The sequence below is a fragment of the Bacillus cereus group sp. BfR-BA-01356 genome (assembly GCF_022663635.1).
GTDB classification, from domain to species: domain Bacteria; phylum Bacillota; class Bacilli; order Bacillales; family Bacillaceae_G; genus Bacillus_A; species Bacillus_A cereus.
In genome coordinates this window covers 1-17,109 of record NZ_JAKUFX010000121.1, presented here as the reverse complement: position 1 = coordinate 17,109, position 17,109 = coordinate 1, and the positions used below count along the sequence as shown (strand labels likewise).

Below are 17,109 nucleotides of genomic sequence, written 5' to 3'. Positions count from 1 at the left end.
TACAGAAAGATTCCAAGAAAAACTTCACGGCCTTTCCCCGATAGAATATCGGGAAAAGGCCGTGGCATAATACTCTTTTTATTACTGTCTACTTGACAGGGAGATGACCATAAAAGCACTCTTTTTTTGTGCATAAAAATAGTTTCTAAATAAATACTACTTAGTATTAAGTTTGTTATTAAGGGGCTGTAAACATGAATATAAAGCAATCGTTCAAACTTTTAGCTATGTTTTTAAGTGTTTTATTTGTGTTATTCCCACTTCAAAAAGCATTCGCAGAAGTGATGGACCATACAAAGTATCAAATGGATTGGAGTTATAGTAAGTCCAAGAAGAAGCCAATTCGAACAGAGCTTATTAAAACGGCAGATGGCAAAATTGCTTTTTGCTTAAATGTAGATTTGAAATCTCCAAGCGGTCAAGATTTACCGGAAATGGGGAAAGTGGATATTAATGTGTACCGTGTACTATTGAATGGATATCCACAAAAGAGTCCACAAGAATTAGGTGTATCTGATTGGAGAGAGGCGCATTACGCAACGCAGCTTGCAGTGTGGAATGCGTTAAAACAAATCGATATTAATGATTTAGATTTCCGTAATAAAAATGTAGAAAAGGTAACGAAAGATATCGTTGCAAAAGCAAGTGCTAGTGAAGAACTACAAGAAATTACGATGAGTGTAACTCCTACAGAAGAACAAGAAGCAGTCTTGAAAAATGATTTCTTTGAAACAGGCTTATATACAGTAGAAACAAATGCAAAAAGCGGAACGTATAAAGTGCAAGCAACAGGTGCACCAGCGGGCGTGAAATGTGCAAATGAAAAAGGCGAAACAAAAACAGAATTTAATGTAGGAGAAAAGTTCCGCATTTTAATTCCGAAACAAACACCAGCTGGTGGATTTAGCTTTAAAGTATCAGGAAATTTAACGAAATTACAAGGGATTGCGCATAAAGGTACACCGACTATTCAAAATGCAGTAGTATTACTTGAGCGTAGTGAAGAAAAAACAAGTCCAGAGTTAGCGGTAAGTTGGAAAAAGGCTGAGGCTCCAAATAAACCAAATAAGCCATATACTCCAAATGAACCGCATAAACCGAATCAAAAGAGATAATGAAAAAGCATTGGTATATGCCAATGCTTTTTCATATGAATTCTTTAAAGGTATATTAAGATAATAATTAATCGAGTGAAACACTATTCTAATGTTTGAAAAAGTATTTAAAAATAATAAAATATGGAGAAATCTAAACGTTACAATAAATGGATTTTATTCACGAAATTGTAACATTATTCTAATTAGAGAGGCTATCAAACAAAGTGTAAAGCGTGTACAATTCAGTTGGAAAAACTACCTATAGATGGTCATATATGAATAAAATGTAAAATGCTATTACTGTTTTTATTTTTAGATGTATAGATGACAATACTGAAAAATATCTTTTACTATTCTCTTTTTTATGTAGCAAGAGAACTCATCACAAATAGAGAGAAGTGAGGAGGGCATATTACATAAAAATTTTACAATGTAAGAAAGCGAATACATGGAGGGAAATGCGGTAGTAATAGATACAGGTGCGCGAGGTGTTAGTCTATTCATTAAATGTTTTTATAAAAATAATAGGATTTTTTATTAAATGGATATATAGGATAGTTTCTCTAAATAAAGGAACAGGGGACACAGATTATGTCGAAGAAAAAGACGAGTAGGGTATTAGTAGCTGGTGTTTGTTTAGCTACGTTATTAACGCCATATGGACTTGAATTACCTAAGGTGTATGCAGAGGTGACGATTGAAGATAAGGAGAAACAGCAAGAAGAGCGAGTGTATCAATTGCTGCCAAAAGGTGATGTAGAAGGGATGCGTGAGTTGCATCAGCGTCAAATAAGTTTTTCTCCTTATGAACCAACGGGCATTTATGTAAGGCCAGGTGAAGAAGTAGTTATTCAAGTAGAAGGGACTCAACAGATTAAGGCTTATATTGGTACATATTCTTATGAGAAAGAAGAACCTAAACAATTTAATTTAAATCCTGGTGAGAATAAAATTTCTTCTTCAAATGGGGGACTATTATACTTTTATAATTATCACAACACAGGAGAAGTAGTCGTTAAAGTGAAAAAAGGTGGTACACCAAACCCTTTATTTATTTTAGGAAAGCATACGACAAAAGATTGGAAGCGTATGTTGGCAGAGAACCCTGATCCATATGCAATAGAAATGAAGGGAGAAAATAGTTTATTAACTATGCATCCTGAAACTGTGGCAGAACATTTGAAGCAAGAAGATCCAGCTGCATTATTAAAGAAGCACGATGAAATAATTAATATAGAACATAAGATATCAGGTTTATCAAAAGATGGTGCGGGTGTTGCGAATCAAGGTAAACATTCCATTCATTTTGTTGAAGACTGGTATACAGACGATTATATGTATGCGACTTATTATCGAACAGCTTATAGTAAAGGCAATTTAGAGTCAGTACTAAATCTAGAAGAGTTAACTAATGATGGATGGGGGCCTTGGCATGAAGTTGGACATCAACATCAACAAGACACTTGGTTATGGGATGGACTTGGAGAAGTAACCGTTAATATTTATTCTTTGGCAGTTCAAACTACGTTCGGGCATAAAACAAGGTTAGAGCAAGAGGGGCACTATGAAGCTGCATTTGCTTATTTAGGTAAACCGGATGCACAAGAGAAGATGGATGAATTCGAGAAATTAGTTATGTTTTGGCAGTTACGTTTAGCTTATGGGGAGCAATTCTATCCGAATTTACATCAAATGTATCGTTTATTACATGATACAGAAATGCCTAAATCTGATGAAGAGAAAAAGCAGATGTTTATTTATATGACGTCAAAAGTGGCAGGACAAAATTTAATTCCTTTCTTTGATAAATGGGGATTAATTGCAAATGATGCTACAAGAGAAAAGATTGAAAAATTAAATTTACCAAAATTAGAAAAAGAAATTTGGTTATCTACAGATAGCAATCCAATTCGTGAAAAACAAATTGAGGTATATGAAGCTCCATATGGCGAGCCAAATAATGAAAAAATACAAAATGTGGTAATCGGTACTACATATGATGAGGAAAAAGCAAAGGAACTTGTACAGAATTTAGGAGAAGGTGTAAAGACAACAGGTGTGATTATGCAAGATAAGCCTGAAGTTGGAGAAAAAACTGTAAAAGTAGAAATTATAGATAGAAAAGGAAATAGGAATTTAATTCCGGTTGTAGTGAATGTTGGATATGGGGATAGCCTACTTGTATATGGATTGAACTATACTAGGGAGGGAGACTTGAAGTCAACCGTAACTCTACATCATGGTACGAAAAAATTTAGTGCAACAAATACAAAAATTTAATTCACGATTACTTTAAAGATGAAAAGTATTTTGAGTTCACACTGTACGATACAGAAGGAAGAGAGAAGAAAAATGTAGCGGTAAAAGGCTTGGAGAATACAGAAGTTCTTGCCAAGGAATTAAATGGATTAGCATTTGAATATGGAGATGTGGTGAAAGTATACCATGCAGAGTCTTCACGTTTACATTGGTATCAAAAAGGTTTATATGTGGGAGAAGGAAAAAATAAAGAAATAAAAGAATTATTCTTCAAAATTACTGAAAATGGATTTGAAAGAGTAAAATCATTTCAAGAAGTAGCAGCAAAGCCACAAACAGTAGTAGTCGGAACAGAAGTAGAAAAGCTAGAAGCGAAAAACTTTGTTGAAGTGAAAGAAGGAGAAGTAATTGGCTTTGTAGAAAAACCAACTACATCAAAAGTCGGAAAACAAACAGCAAAAGTAGAAACGAAAGATCGTTTTGGAAATAAGCAAGTAACGGAAGTGCCATTAGAAGTGGTTTATGGAGATAGTATTGCATATGTAGGATATGGCGATGATATTGCTTCAATTGTAACTTTAAAGCACGAAGAGAAGAGATTCCATGCAACTGATATGGATAGAGAAATTCATGAGTATTTTAATAAAGAGCTATACATGGGGATCACGTTATACGATGGAGAAGGAAAAGAGAAAAAACATGTAACAGCAGAGGGACAAGAAACTTCAAAGAACTTTGCGAAGCAAGTAAATGGTATGCAGTTCGAGTATGGGGATGTAGTGAAAGTATTCCATACAGAACCAAATCGCTTGAAATGGTATCAAAATAATAACTTTACTGGCCAAGGTGAAAAAAAAGGGACAAAAGAACTATTCTTCAAAGTGACAGATAAAGGTTTCGAGAGAATGGATATGTTGCAAGAAGTAACGCCAGTACCGCAAAAAGTAGTAATCGGGACAGATGCTGAAAAATTAAATGCAAAAGACTTTGTTCAGATGAAAGATGGAGAAGTAGTAGGTTTTGTAGAAAAAACGAATACAACGAAAATCGGTGAACAAAAAGTAAAAGTAGAAACGAAAGATCGCTTTGGTAATAAAAAAGTGACAGAAGTTCCTGTAGAAGTAATTTACGGAGATAGCATTATGTTCTTCGGTACATGGCACGGCGGAACGAATATTAAATCGATTGTTACATTAAATCATGAAGAAAAGAAATTTAGTATAACAGATTCAGAAGGTCCAATGCATACTTCATTTGCAGATGAGAAGTATATGGGGATGACTGTATATGATAAAGATGGAAAAGAGAAGAAAGCTTTATCGGTAAGAGCATCGGAGAATACGAAAGTATTTGCAGAACAATTTAATGGAATGGCCTTTGAATACGGCGATGTAGTAAAAGTATACCAAAGAGAATTTGATAGATTTAAAGTGTACAAAAAGAACGAACTGGTGGATACGGAGTATGGTGTTCATGATGTAGTCTTTAAAGTTACGGAGCAAGGTTTCGAGAGAATGGAAGCTATGCAAGAAGTAACGGCAGTACCACAAAAGGTGATAATTGGAACGAATGTTGAACAATTACAGGCAAAAGATTTTGTTCAATTAAAAGAGGGAGAAGTAATCGGGTTTGTAGAAAAACCGATTACAACAAAAATTGGTGAACAAAAAGTAAAAGTAGAAACAAGAGATCGTTTTGGAAATAAGCAAGTCACGGAAGTTCCCCTAGAAGTTACATATGGAGATAGCTTACTTGTATATGGGTTAAGCTATGGTGGTGACGATATGAAATCAATTGTAACGTTACATCATGATGCGAAAAAAATGAGTGCGACAGATACAAGTAATTTGATTCATGATTACTTTGAAGATGAAAAGTATTTTGAATTCACCCTGTACAACAGAGAGGGAAAAGAGAAGAAAAATATAGAGGTAAAAGGTCTGGAGAGTACAGAAGCTTTTGCTAAGGAAATAAACGGACTAGCGTTTGAATATGGAGATGTGGTGAAAGTGTATCATGCTGAATCTTCACGCTTACACTGGTACAAAAAAGGTGTATATGCGGGAGAAGGAAAGAATAAAGAGATAAAGGAACTAGTCTTCAAAATTACTGAAAACGGCTTTGAAAGAATGGAAGCTAAGCAAGAAATAACAACTGTACCGCAAAAAGTAGTAATCGGAACAAGCGCTGAAAAATTAGATGCAAAAAACTTTGTTCAAGTAAAAGACGGAGAAGTAATTGGATTTGTAGAAAAACCAAATACAACAAAAATTGGCGAACAAAAGGTAAAAGTAGAAACGAAAGATCGCTTTGGGAATAAGAAAGTGACAGAAGTTTCATTAAAAGTGACGTATGGAGATAGTCTAGTATACCAAGGTGTGGCTAATGTAACGCGTTCAATCGTTACGTTAAATCATGAAGAAAAGAAATTACATGCGACATTTACCGATGATGAAATACATTATCGTTTTGTAAATGAACAGTATATAGGACTTACGATTTATGATAAAAATGGAAAAGAGAAAAAGCATGTAACGGCAGAAGGACAAGAGACTTCAAAGAATTTTGCTGGGCAAGTAAATGGAACGGCATTTGAGTATGGAGATGTACTGAAAGTATACCATGCGGAACCGAGTCGTTTGAATTGGTACAAAAAGAATGAGTTATTTAAAAAAGAGGATGCGATGAAGGGGCAAGAAATATCCTTTAAGATTACTCAAAATGGATTAGAGCAAGTGCAATAATAAGAAAAAGCTCGTAAAACATAATGTTTTACGAGCTTTTTTTATTATTCAGCTTCAGAAACTACTGTGAAGCGTTCATTTACGTGTTTTGGGTTTTCTATTTCATCAAGTGCTGCAACTGCGAAGTCTTCGTAACTTACGTAGCTATCACCTTTTGCGTTCACAAGAAGATTGTCTTTGCCAGCTTTGTAAGAACCAGTACGTTTTCCTAATGCAAATAGTGCAGAAGGGCTGATGAATGTCCAAGTGATGTCGTTTGTTTGTTGCAGAATTTCTAAGTTTTTACCTTGGTTTTGAGCTGTTGCAAGGTATTCTTTCGGGAAACCTGGTGTCTCAAATACACGTGTTGTTTTCTCTTCGTCTACAAATAAGCTTCCAGCGCCTCCAACTACAAGTAATTTTGTATTTGGTGCACCTTTCATCGCTTCAATAAGTACGTTTCCTGCATCTACGTGAAGGTGTTCTTCGCCTGCTGGAGCACCGAATGCATTTACAACTACGTCAAATGCCTGCAAGTCGTTAGATGTAAGAGAAAATACGTCTTTCTCTAAAACTTTTACATTGTCTTCTGTAATTTTTGCAGCGTTTCTTACGATTGCAGTTACTTCATGTCCGCGATCCAATGCTTCTTTTAAAATACGACTTCCTGCTTTACCAGTTGCTCCGATAATTCCGATTTTCATAATAAATCCCTCCAAAGTGTTTTGTTAAAGTGTATATCTGAAAGTAAATGAATTTGTTGTAATTAGGTTTGTTACAACCTGTTGTAATCATTATAGTTACAGGTTGGCATTTTTGTCAATAGGGTTGTTTGTGAATTTATTTTTTGTTTTAGTATGCACAGTTAGAGGGAGGGTAGTCAGTCATAAAGATATTGTTACTGTGAACCTGGCTAATATTTGGAAATTGCAAATTGTCGAAAAATGTTGATTTTTGAATGTTTTTTAAATATAATTCGTTTTATGGAGAAAAGGAGGGGTTAATTGTATGAATATTTTAGAGCAATTTATTTCATCAACAAATACGATTCTTTGGTCATATATTCTTATTGCAATGTTAATTGGTTTAGGGCTTTATTTTTCTATTAAATTAAAATTCGTACAACTTACTCATTTAGGGGAAATGATTCGTTTAATGAGTGATGGACTAACTGGCAAGACACGTAAAAAGGGCAGCGTATCATCGTTCCAAGCATTTTGTATGAGTTCTGCAGCTCGTATTGGTATCGGGAACTTAGCTGGTGTAGCGTTAGCTATTTCTATGGGAGGACCTGGGGCTGTATTTTGGATGTGGGTTATTGCGATTATCGGTGCGTCTTCAAGTTTCGTAGAAAGTACGCTTGCGCAAATTTATAAAATAAAAGATGGCAGTGGCTTCCGTGGTGGTCCTGCTTATTATATGGAAAAAGGTTTAAATAAACGTTGGATGGGGATTTGGTTCTCTATTCTGATTACAATTAGTTACGGTTTAATTTTCAACTCAGTACAAGCAAATACAGTAACATTAGCGTTTGAAAATGCATTTGGCTTAGAGCGTTATATTGTTGGTATTGTATTAGCTGCATTAGTTGGGGTTATTATTTTTGGTGGTGTAAAAAGTATTGCACGTATGTCGGAAATGATTGTTCCGCCAATGGCACTTATTTATATTGCAGTAGCTATTTTTGTTGTCATTAAAAACTTCTATTTAATACCAGATGTGTTTACGGAAATCTTTAAAGGTGCATTCGGTTTAGATTCAGCTGTAGGTGGTGGTATCGGTGCTGCGATGAAATATGGTATCCAGCGCGGATTATTTGCGAACGAAGCAGGTATGGGTAGTGCGCCGAACGCGGCAGCAACAGCTGATGTAACGCATCCAGCAAAACAAGGTTTTATTCAAACGATTGGAGTATTAGTAGATACATTCTTAGTGTGTACATCAACAGCATTTATCGTACTATGTTCTGGTGCGTATAAAGCAACGAATTTAGAAGGTATTGAATTAACACAAAATGCATTAAGTTCACAAATTGGCCCATGGGCGAGCAGTTTCTTAGCGATTATTATTTTCTTATTTGCATTTAGTTCACTTCTAGGAAACTACTATTATGGTGAAACAAATATTGAATTCATTAAGCAAAGCAAAACGTGGTTAACAATTTACCGTATTGCGGTAGTTGGAATGGTATTATTCGGTTCTGTTGCGACGCTTCAAGTTGTATGGAATATGGCAGACTTATTTATGGGTCTAATGGTAATCACGAACTTAATTGCGATTACACTTCTTGGCCGATTTGCGTATGCAGCATTAGCAGACTATGTAAGGCAAAAGAAACAAGGGAAAGATCCAGTCTTCAGTGCAGATTCTATTCCTGGTTTAACGAATACAGAGTGTTGGGATAAGTCAGCGGTAACAGATAAAGAAAAAGCAGTGTAAATGAAAAGGCGAGCATCGAGTTGAATTCGATGCTCGCCTTTTTTGTTGTAGTAAATGATGAAAAGGGTGAGAGGTAGTTATTAATATAACTTTTTTTATTTGTTCCTCTCGTTATTTTTGGGGAACGTGCTGTTTTAAAAGTATGACTGGTTGAAGAGGATAAGTGATTGAGTATTGGATAAATGCATGTAATAGCTATATTTTTATGAAAAAAACACGTATGTTAAGATAGTTAACATACTGATGTCATAAAACCTTACATAAAGTTCTTGATTACTTAAAGTTTTTAGAATATAATTTTCTTATTGTTAGGAAGAGGGGGCAATACAAATATGGATTTTTTAGCTAGGGTAATTGGGGATGTAAATAATATCCTTTGGTCATATGTCATTATTGCGATGTTAATTGGGTTAGGGCTCTATTTTTCATTTCGTGTGAAATTTGTCCAAGTTCGTTACTTCGGTGAAATGATTCGTTTGCTTGGGGATGGAGCAAGCTCGAAAACGAGGAAAGCGCAAAAAGAGAAGAGCGGCGTATCATCATTCCAAGCGTTTTGTATGAGTACAGCTTCTCGTGTAGGTACTGGTAACTTAGCTGGTGTAGCTATTGCGATTTCAGCAGGTGGTCCAGGAGCAGTATTTTGGATGTGGTTAATTGCGGTAATTGGGGGTGCTTCTGCATTTGTAGAGAGCACATTAGCGCAAATTTATAAAGTAAAAGATGGGAATGCATTCCGTGGGGGCCCAGCGTATTATATGGAAAAGGGTTTAAATAAACGCTGGTTAGGTGTTGTGTTCTCTGTTCTAATAACAGTAAGTTTCGGATTGATTTTTAACGCTGTACAGTCTAATACTGTAGCAGCTGCCTTTGATGGTGCATTTAAAACAGATAGCAGATTAGTAGGTCTTGTTATGGCTGGTTTACTTGCGGTTATTATTTTCGGCGGAGTAAAACGAATTGCTCGCGCGGTTGAAATGATAGTTCCAGTAATGGCAATTATTTATGTAGCAGTGGCATTATTCGTTGTTGTAACAAACATTACGGCAATTCCATATGTATTTAAAGAAATTTTCTTACATGCTTTCGGAATTAAAGAAGTAGTAGGCGGAGGATTAGGAGCTGCGATTTTATTAGGGGTAAAACGTGGGTTATTCTCAAATGAAGCAGGTATGGGTAGTGCGCCGAACGCAGCAGCGACTGCAAACGTAACGCACCCAGTTAAACAAGGTTTCATTCAAACTTTAGGGGTATTTACTGATACATTATTAATTTGTAGTTGTACAGCATTTATTATTCTTTTATCAGATGTGCATAATGCAGCTGATTTAAATGGAATTCAATTAACGCAGCAGGCGTTAAGTCAACATATCGGTCCATGGGCTTCTATATTTGTAGCAGTTGCGATCTTCTTGTTTGCGTTCAGTTCATTAGTAGGTAACTACTACTATGGTGAAACAAATATTGAATTCTTAAATGGAAGTAAAGTGCTATTAAATGCATACCGCATTGCTGTACTTGGTATGGTTATGCTAGGGTCTGTAGCGACAATTCAAATCGTTTGGGATTTAGCAGATTTATTTATGGGAATTATGGCTGTTATTAACTTAGTAGCAATTGTATTCCTTTCTAAGTACGCTTTCGCAGCGTTATCAGATTATATTAAGCAAAAGAAACAAGGGAAAGATCCAGTCTTTTATGCGGAGTCTATTCCAGGTTTGAACAATACAGAGTGTTGGGATAAGCCAGCGGTAGCTGATAAAGAAAAAGCAGTATAATGAGGTGAGCATCAAGTGAAACTTGATGCTCATTTTTTGTTGGTTCAGCTATTTGTGTGAAGTGAAACTCCTGCTCATTAAAGTTTCGCTTTATAATGAAAAAGACGAACATTCATGAATGGTTCATAATAAAATGTATTTTTTTAAGAAAAGTGCGGATATGAGTTGTGATTTATGTTAGAATGGAAAATGCCTTTGAAATAAGAGGTTTTATGATCTTTTCTATCCGATTGAAGATTTTGGAGGGGAAATGGAAAGTTCGGATTATTTCTTGTTTTGAATGGTCAGACGTTCAACGTTAATGAAGAGTTAAATGGAGGATTTTATTAATGAAGTTTGTTATGTTCCTTGTAGGATTACTCGTTGTATTTGTACTCGGTTTTCTTATAAGTGCCGATCGAAAGAAGATTAAGTATAAACCAATCGCAATTATGCTTATTATTCAGCTAGCATTATCTTATTTCTTATTAAATACGCAAGTTGGTTATATTTTAGTAAAAGGAATTTCAGATGGATTTGGCGCACTTCTTGGATATGCGGAAGCTGGAATCGTTTTCGTATTTGGTGGTCTTGTTAATAAAGGAGAGGTTTCATTCTTCTTAACAGCGTTATTACCAATCGTATTCTTTGCGGTTTTAATCGGAATTCTGCAACACTTTAAAATTTTACCGATATTTATTCGTGCTATTGGTACGTTGTTAAGTAAAGTGAATGGTCTAGGAAAACTAGAATCATATAACGCAGTAGCAGCTGCCATTGTTGGACAAGCAGAAGTATTTATTACAGTAAAAGATCAATTAAGTAAAATCCCAAAACATCGTTTATATACATTATGTGCATCTTCTATGTCGACAGTGTCGATGTCAATCGTTGGTTCTTATATGAAAATGATCGAACCGAAATATGTAGTAACAGCACTTGTATTAAATTTATTTAGTGGTTTCATTATTATTCATATTATTAACCCGTACGATATTACAGAAGAAGAAGATACACTGAAATTAGAAAATAAGAAAAAACAATCATTCTTTGAAATGCTGAGCGAGTACATTATGCTTGGTTTCACGATTGCGATTACAGTAGCAGCTATGTTACTCGGTTTCGTAGCATTAATTACAGCAATCAATAGCTTGTTTGATTCCATGTTCGGTATTACATTCCAAGCTATTTTAGGATATATTTTCTCACCATTAGCATTCGTAATGGGAATCCCACAAGCTGAGATGGTCACAGCGGGACAAATTATGGCAACAAAATTAGTATCAAACGAGTTTGTTGCGATGCTTGATCTTGGAAAAGTAGCTGGTGATTTATCGGCTCGTACAGTTGGTATTCTTTCTGTATTCCTTGTATCATTTGCGAACTTCTCATCTATCGGAATTATTGCAGGTGCAACAAAAGGTATCGATGAAAATCAATCAAATGTTGTATCATCATTCGGTCTACGCCTTGTGTACGGTGCGACATTAGTAAGTATTCTATCAGCGATTATCGTTGGTGTTATGTTATAAAGTGAAACTTTAATGAATGGGGTGGCTTTATCCCCGCTCATTATTAGCCCTCACCAATCGGGGTAAAAAAGGATAGTCCTAGCTCATAGCTAGGGCTATTTTTATGGTAAATTTACATGAAAAAACCAATTAATTAGGAATATATTAACATATGAAAATCTTTTAAAATTTATATTGCATTTCATCTAGATAACGCTTACAATTTGATTTGTAGGTGGTATCAATTTCAGACTTTCAAGTATGGTAGGAGAGAAGAAGCTACCTTTTATAAATTGCAATTTATGTAAACGCTTACTGATTTTAGATGACAGTTGAATAGTTTTAGGGGTTTTAAATTTTTTTAACAACAATGGTCAGACGTCATTCGTTATACGTTATACGACCAATAACTCGTGGGAGAAGTGGAGGATTCACATATGAAGTTCGTAATGTTTCTAGTCGGTTTACTTGTAGTGTTTGTACTAGGTTTCCTTATTAGTTCAGATCGTAAGAAAATTAAATATAAACCAATTGCACTTATGCTTGTCATTCAATTGGTACTTGCGTATTTCTTACTAAATACAAAGGTCGGATTCGTATTAGTAAAAGGGATCGCAGATGGATTTGGCGCTATTTTAAAATTTGCGGAAGCTGGGGTTAATTTCGTATTTGGTGGTCTAGCAAACGATGGACAAGCACCATTCTTCTTAACAGTATTATTACCGATTATTTTCTTAGCAGTATTAATCGGGATCCTGCAACATATTAAAGTTTTACCGATTATCATTCGTGCAGTCGGTTTCCTATTAAGTAAAGTTAACGGTTTAGGAAAACTAGAATCATATAATGCGGTAGCAGCTGCAATCGTTGGTCAAGGGGAAGTATTCATTACAGTAAAAGATCAACTAAGCAAATTACCGAAAAATCGTTTATACACACTTTGTGCATCTTCAATGTCTACAGTATCGATGTCAATCGTCGGTTCTTATATGAAAATGATTGATCCAAAATATGTAGTAACAGCACTTGTATTAAACTTATTCAGTGGATTCATTATCGTTCATATCATTAATCCATATGAAGTAAAAGAAGAAGACGATATTTTAGAATTACAAGAAGACAAGAAACAAACATTCTTTGAAATGTTAGGCGAATATATTATGCTTGGTTTTTCAATCGCTGTAACAGTAGCGGCGATGTTAATCGGTTTCGTAGCATTAATTACAGCAATTAACGGTGTATTTGATTCAATTTTCGGAATCACATTCCAAAGCATTTTAGGATACATCTTCTCACCATTAGCATTTGTAATGGGTATTCCAACATCAGAGATGCTACAAGCAGGACAAATTATGGCAACAAAATTAGTAACGAACGAATTCGTTGCAATGCTTGATCTTGGTAAAGTAGCTGGTGATTTATCAGCTCGTACAGTAGGTATTTTATCTATCTTCCTTGTATCATTTGCGAACTTCTCATCTATCGGAATTATCGCAGGTGCAACGAAGAGTATCGATGGCAAACAAGCAAACGTTGTATCATCATTCGGTTTAAAACTTGTATACGGTGCAACGTTAGTAAGTATATTATCAGCGATTATCGTTGGGGTTATGCTTTAATAAATAATAAAGAAGTCGTTTATCTCTCGCTTAGAGGGATGAACGACTTTTTTGTTTTTGTATGATAAATAATATAGAGAGGAGGAATTAGGTTGAAAGAACAGGGTATTTTAAAGGAACTTGATGAGGTTATAGATAACATTAATCATTTAACTGGAGAAGATGCTAGAGCATTTTTGAAATTTACACATGGGTACTTAAACATAGTAGAAGAGGGAGAGGGTACTTTTACTCATAGTGATTTTGTTGAAAAGGTTGCAGGGCTTTATAAGAAGGATATGGCTAAGGTTATTGAGCTTAGAAAAGAACAAATTAAAAAATCACCTTAATCCATTCATTAAGGTGATTAAAAGTATTATTCAGCTGGAGGCGTAAATGTACGTTTCTCTAATTCAGCATCTAGCATAAACAGTGCGTTTGAATCGCTTGTAATACGTTTTAATTTTTGAATGATGCTATCGAATGAAGCTTCTTCTTCAACTTGTTCGTCAACGAACCATTTTAAGAATGTAATTGTTGCATGTTCACGCTCGTCCCAAGCGATATCAGATAAGTTATAAATACGTTTCGTTACTTCACGCTCGTGCTCAAGTGCGACTTCAAAAGCGTTTAATACAGATTCGTATTCGTTATTCGGATTATCAAATCCAGTAATAATAGCGCGCTCTCCGCGGTCATTAATATAGTTGTAAAGCTTCATTGCGTGGAAACGTTCTTCTTCAGCTTGTACAAGGAAAAAGTTAGCGAATCCATCATAGCTCTCAGCTGTACAGTAAGCAGCCATTGCCATATAAGCATGGGCAGAATAAAATTCAAAGTTCATTTGTTCATTTAATGCGTCGTGCAATTTTTTTGATAACATAAAATCCCCCTTAGTATTGTGACAAGAATATTATACCATAATTGATAATATTCTCATTTAGATACTTCGAACCTTTTCGAAAGCTTTGTGACGTGTGCGTCCATAATGTCTTGTAAGTCTAAATCATATTTTTGCGAAAGAATAATAAGGTTAGATAGTACATCGCCAAGTTCTTCTTTTAGTTCTTGTTTTAGCTCTTCTTCTGTTTTCGCCTCTTCATCAGGGCGATCGCGGCCAATTTCAATAGCACGAACGACTCGTGAAACTTCCCCAACTTCCTCGGTTAAGAAATTTAAGCGAATAAAGGCATTATACTGTGACCAGCTTCGTTTTTCGTAAAATTCCTCAACCCATCTTTGAAATGCAACGATATCCATTTCTTCCTCATCTCCTCAATATGTTGTACAATGTTCATTGTATCATAACAATATATAGTTTCGGGGTGTAGGAATGAGAAAGATTTGTGTGTTTGCAGGTTCTAATTTAGGGGAGAGACCAGAATTCAAAGAGCAGGCAATTCAGTTAGGTAAAATGTTTGTTGAGAACGAGTATGAGCTCGTATACGGTGGTTCATGCGTTGGATTAATGGGAGAAGTAGCAAACGAAGTTCTTCGTTTAGGTGGATGTGTAACAGGTGTTATGCCGCGCGGTCTATTTCGAGGAGAAATTGTACATACAGGATTAACAGAATTAATTGAAGTAGAAACAATGCACGAACGTAAAGCGAAAATGGCAGAGCTTGCGGATGCTTTTATCGCGCTTCCAGGCGGATACGGAACGTTTGAAGAACTATTTGAAGTTGTATGTTGGTCACAAATTGGTATACATAATAAGCCGGTTGGTTTATTAAACATAAAAGGTTTTTACGGACCAATTTTGCAAATGGTTGAACGTGCAGCGGAAGAAGGATTTATGAATCCATCGAATAAAGAATTGATCGTTTCAGCTGAGACAGCAGATAAACTAATTCATGCAATCCAAAATTATGAGCGTCCTGTTTTGGGAACGAAGTGGAAGCAACTATCATAGCAAATACGGAAACACATGTCGTTTTAATGTAAGACGGCATGCGTTTTTAATTTGGTTAAATATGTTAATGTTTAGATGTAATGTTTTTGGGAAAGGAGAAATAGATGGAGGAATTCGTATATTTACGTCCGGTTTTTAAAAGTATTTTAGCAGCATCTATTCTTGTTATGCTAATTGTTTTGAGACAGAAGAAAGAGTTGATTAATGAATTTTCGCTTTGGTTTATCTCGGTATTGTGTATCGGTGTTTCCGCGATAACGTTGTTTATGTCCGGATTTATCGTTGATGATTATAATCTAGGTGGAGATCCACAATCGTTTTGTATGTTTATTGCGATTGGTTGTATTAGCGGTCTGAATTTCATTATTTATTACAGAAGGCAATAAAAGAGGCATTCCATATTACTTTGGAATGCCATTATCATTTTGATTGCTTTGTTTTTTATACAGGTACCAGCCACCCCAGCCGCCACCAATTGCTGCGACAACGAGGAAAGCATAGTCCTTAACCTCGACACGTATATTGAAAATATTAGCTATAAGTAAGAGAATCCCAACTGTTATTAACGCAAAAAATGCTCTAATTAAGTAGTCTTTCAACTGAACCACTCCCGTCATTTAAGTAGTAAATGATGAATTTGGAAAAGCTAAAGGGTGTTTCCTATATTTTAACATAGATGAGATTGTAATATATTGATAAAAGTAGGGGAGAGGGGCGCTGATATTGTCGTGATTTGTCGGCAAATCGATATCCTTTGTCAAATCGTTGATATATTGCGGGTAATGATCGATATAATGAAAAAATCGTTGATATATTGCGAGTTATGATCGATATATTTGAAAAATCGTTGATATAATTTCGTGTACCGTTAAGTGCGACCATTACATAAAAAAGCGACTCTAAACGAGCCGCTTCTGCTTTAAAGTCTATTCTTGATTCAAGAACGCACGTAGCATCCAAGCGTGTTTTTCTAGTTCTGTGTAGATGCCTAGTAGTAGGTCAGATGTCATTTCATCGTCAGAGTCTTGAGCGATTTCCATGCCTTTTTTCAGTTCGACTAGCATCATTTCGTAGTCTTTCATGATTGCTTCGACCATCCCTTCTGCAGTTTCTCCGTATGCTGCTTCTTGAATAGAAGATAGTTCTAAGTATTCTTTCATTGTTGCTACTGGTTTGCCGCCAATTGCTAAAATACGTTCTGCAATTTCATCGATGTGAGTAGCTGATTCTGTGTAAAGTTCTTCGAATTTCTCGTGTAATGTGAAGAATTGAGGTCCTTTTACGTACCAATGGAAGTTGTGAAGTTTTGTGAATAAAACGCTCCAGTCTGCTACTTGTTTGTTTAATACTTCGATTACTTGTTTGTTCATTATGATCAATCTCCTTTTGAGTTGTTATGTGATATCAATTACTAATTTATAATCATTATAATCTAGTAATCTCTATAAATCAACCCTTTTGCTGGAATTAATTTGAACAAATTATGAACTCTTGTAAATAAAAGGCCCTATTACGGTGAAGTAATAGGGCCTTTGTTTGAGATATGGCTCTTGTTCTAAACGAGCCGCTTGTGCTTTTAGTGATATCCAGCTCCGGTGACTAGACCAGTCGGTCATTTCGCGCCTTCCTGTGAGGCAAAGAACGCCTCTTCGTCAGGAGCTCCAATGCCCTCCTGTTCTGAGCAAGTCACCTCCGCTTTTAATTAATATCCAGCTCCGGTGACTAGACCAGTCGGTCATTTCGCGCCTTCCTGTGAGGCAAAGAACGCCTCTTCGTCAGGAGCTCCAATGCCCTCCTGTTCTGAGCAAGTCACCTC

Annotated in this window: 16 protein-coding genes; 11 read left to right on the top strand and 5 right to left on the bottom strand. The window is 35.7% G+C overall.

Annotated elements, in window-relative coordinates; genetic code table 11:
* The 4 genes from MR168_RS33760 to MR168_RS33985 all read left to right on the top strand — a co-directional run.
* Positions 1-70 (top strand): IS3 family transposase (locus MR168_RS33760; RefSeq protein ID WP_325782447.1); only part of this gene is annotated, 70 nt, incomplete at its 5' end.
* 124 nt (positions 71-194) lie between these two features.
* Positions 195-1,115 carry a thioester domain-containing protein gene (locus MR168_RS26745; RefSeq protein WP_086412650.1) on the top strand — a complete coding sequence of 307 codons (921 nt, stop codon included), beginning with the start codon at positions 195-197 and terminating at the stop codon, positions 1,113-1,115.
* Positions 1,116-1,688: 573 nt separating this feature from the next.
* A complete protein-coding gene (locus tag MR168_RS33990) occupies positions 1,689-3,377 on the top strand; it encodes a M60 family metallopeptidase (protein WP_481747030.1) in 1,689 nt (562 codons plus the stop codon).
* The gene (locus MR168_RS33985; protein WP_481747031.1) at positions 3,377-6,100 is read left to right on the top strand and encodes a putative mucin/carbohydrate-binding domain-containing protein; all 2,724 of its coding nucleotides are present in this window, start codon (positions 3,377-3,379) and stop codon (positions 6,098-6,100) included. The genes MR168_RS33990 and MR168_RS33985 overlap by 1 nt, the downstream gene beginning before the upstream one ends.
* Before the next feature lie 44 nt (positions 6,101-6,144).
* Here MR168_RS33985 and MR168_RS26735 read toward each other — a convergent pair whose 3' ends face one another.
* On the bottom strand, positions 6,145-6,783 hold the full coding sequence (locus MR168_RS26735) for an NAD(P)-dependent oxidoreductase (RefSeq protein WP_000689881.1): 639 nt from the start codon (positions 6,781-6,783) through the stop codon (positions 6,145-6,147).
* Between the two features lie 304 nt (positions 6,784-7,087).
* Here MR168_RS26735 and MR168_RS26730 point away from each other — a divergent pair, with 304 nt between their 5' ends.
* From MR168_RS26730 to MR168_RS26710, 5 genes are all read left to right on the top strand, one after another.
* Positions 7,088-8,518, top strand: a complete 1,431-nt coding sequence (locus MR168_RS26730; RefSeq protein ID WP_016123726.1) for an alanine/glycine:cation symporter family protein — start codon at positions 7,088-7,090, stop codon at positions 8,516-8,518.
* Between the two features lie 332 nt (positions 8,519-8,850).
* On the top strand, positions 8,851-10,293 hold the full coding sequence (locus MR168_RS26725; protein ID WP_000346413.1) for an alanine/glycine:cation symporter family protein: 1,443 nt from the start codon (positions 8,851-8,853) through the stop codon (positions 10,291-10,293).
* A gap of 329 nt (positions 10,294-10,622) precedes the next feature.
* Positions 10,623-11,804, top strand: coding sequence for a NupC/NupG family nucleoside CNT transporter (locus MR168_RS26720; protein ID WP_000673839.1), 1,182 nt, complete (start codon positions 10,623-10,625; stop codon positions 11,802-11,804).
* 416 nt (positions 11,805-12,220) lie between these two features.
* Entirely contained in the window at positions 12,221-13,402 is a 1,182-nt protein-coding gene (locus tag MR168_RS26715) for a NupC/NupG family nucleoside CNT transporter (protein ID WP_000673874.1), read from the top strand.
* 92 nt (positions 13,403-13,494) lie between these two features.
* Positions 13,495-13,731, top strand: coding sequence for a hypothetical protein (locus MR168_RS26710; RefSeq protein ID WP_000662911.1), 237 nt, complete (start codon positions 13,495-13,497; stop codon positions 13,729-13,731).
* Positions 13,732-13,757: 26 nt separating this feature from the next.
* Here MR168_RS26710 and MR168_RS26705 read toward each other — a convergent pair whose 3' ends face one another.
* Entirely contained in the window at positions 13,758-14,264 is a 507-nt protein-coding gene (locus tag MR168_RS26705; protein WP_000949403.1) for a ferritin, read from the bottom strand.
* Positions 14,265-14,317: 53 nt separating this feature from the next.
* Positions 14,318-14,641, bottom strand: coding sequence for a MazG nucleotide pyrophosphohydrolase domain-containing protein (locus tag MR168_RS26700; protein WP_000355758.1), 324 nt, complete (start codon positions 14,639-14,641; stop codon positions 14,318-14,320).
* Between the two features lie 73 nt (positions 14,642-14,714).
* On the opposite strand from MR168_RS26700, the gene MR168_RS26695 reads away from it, so the two are divergent.
* Together MR168_RS26695 and MR168_RS26690 are read left to right on the top strand one after the other, a co-directional pair.
* A complete protein-coding gene (locus MR168_RS26695) occupies positions 14,715-15,293 on the top strand; it encodes an LOG family protein (protein ID WP_086412652.1) in 579 nt (192 codons plus the stop codon).
* Positions 15,294-15,397: 104 nt separating this feature from the next.
* The gene (locus MR168_RS26690) at positions 15,398-15,679 is read left to right on the top strand and encodes a hypothetical protein (protein ID WP_000390909.1); all 282 of its coding nucleotides are present in this window, start codon (positions 15,398-15,400) and stop codon (positions 15,677-15,679) included.
* 15 nt (positions 15,680-15,694) lie between these two features.
* Here the strand turns inward: MR168_RS26690 and MR168_RS26685 are convergent, their stop codons facing one another.
* Together MR168_RS26685 and MR168_RS26680 are read right to left on the bottom strand one after the other, a co-directional pair.
* Positions 15,695-15,892, bottom strand: a complete 198-nt coding sequence (locus tag MR168_RS26685) for a hypothetical protein (protein ID WP_242291599.1) — start codon at positions 15,890-15,892, stop codon at positions 15,695-15,697.
* A gap of 327 nt (positions 15,893-16,219) precedes the next feature.
* Positions 16,220-16,663: a Dps family protein gene (locus MR168_RS26680; protein ID WP_086412654.1), complete on the bottom strand. Its 444-nt coding sequence runs from the start codon at positions 16,661-16,663 to the stop codon at positions 16,220-16,222.
* Positions 16,664-17,109: the final 446 nt, after the last annotated feature.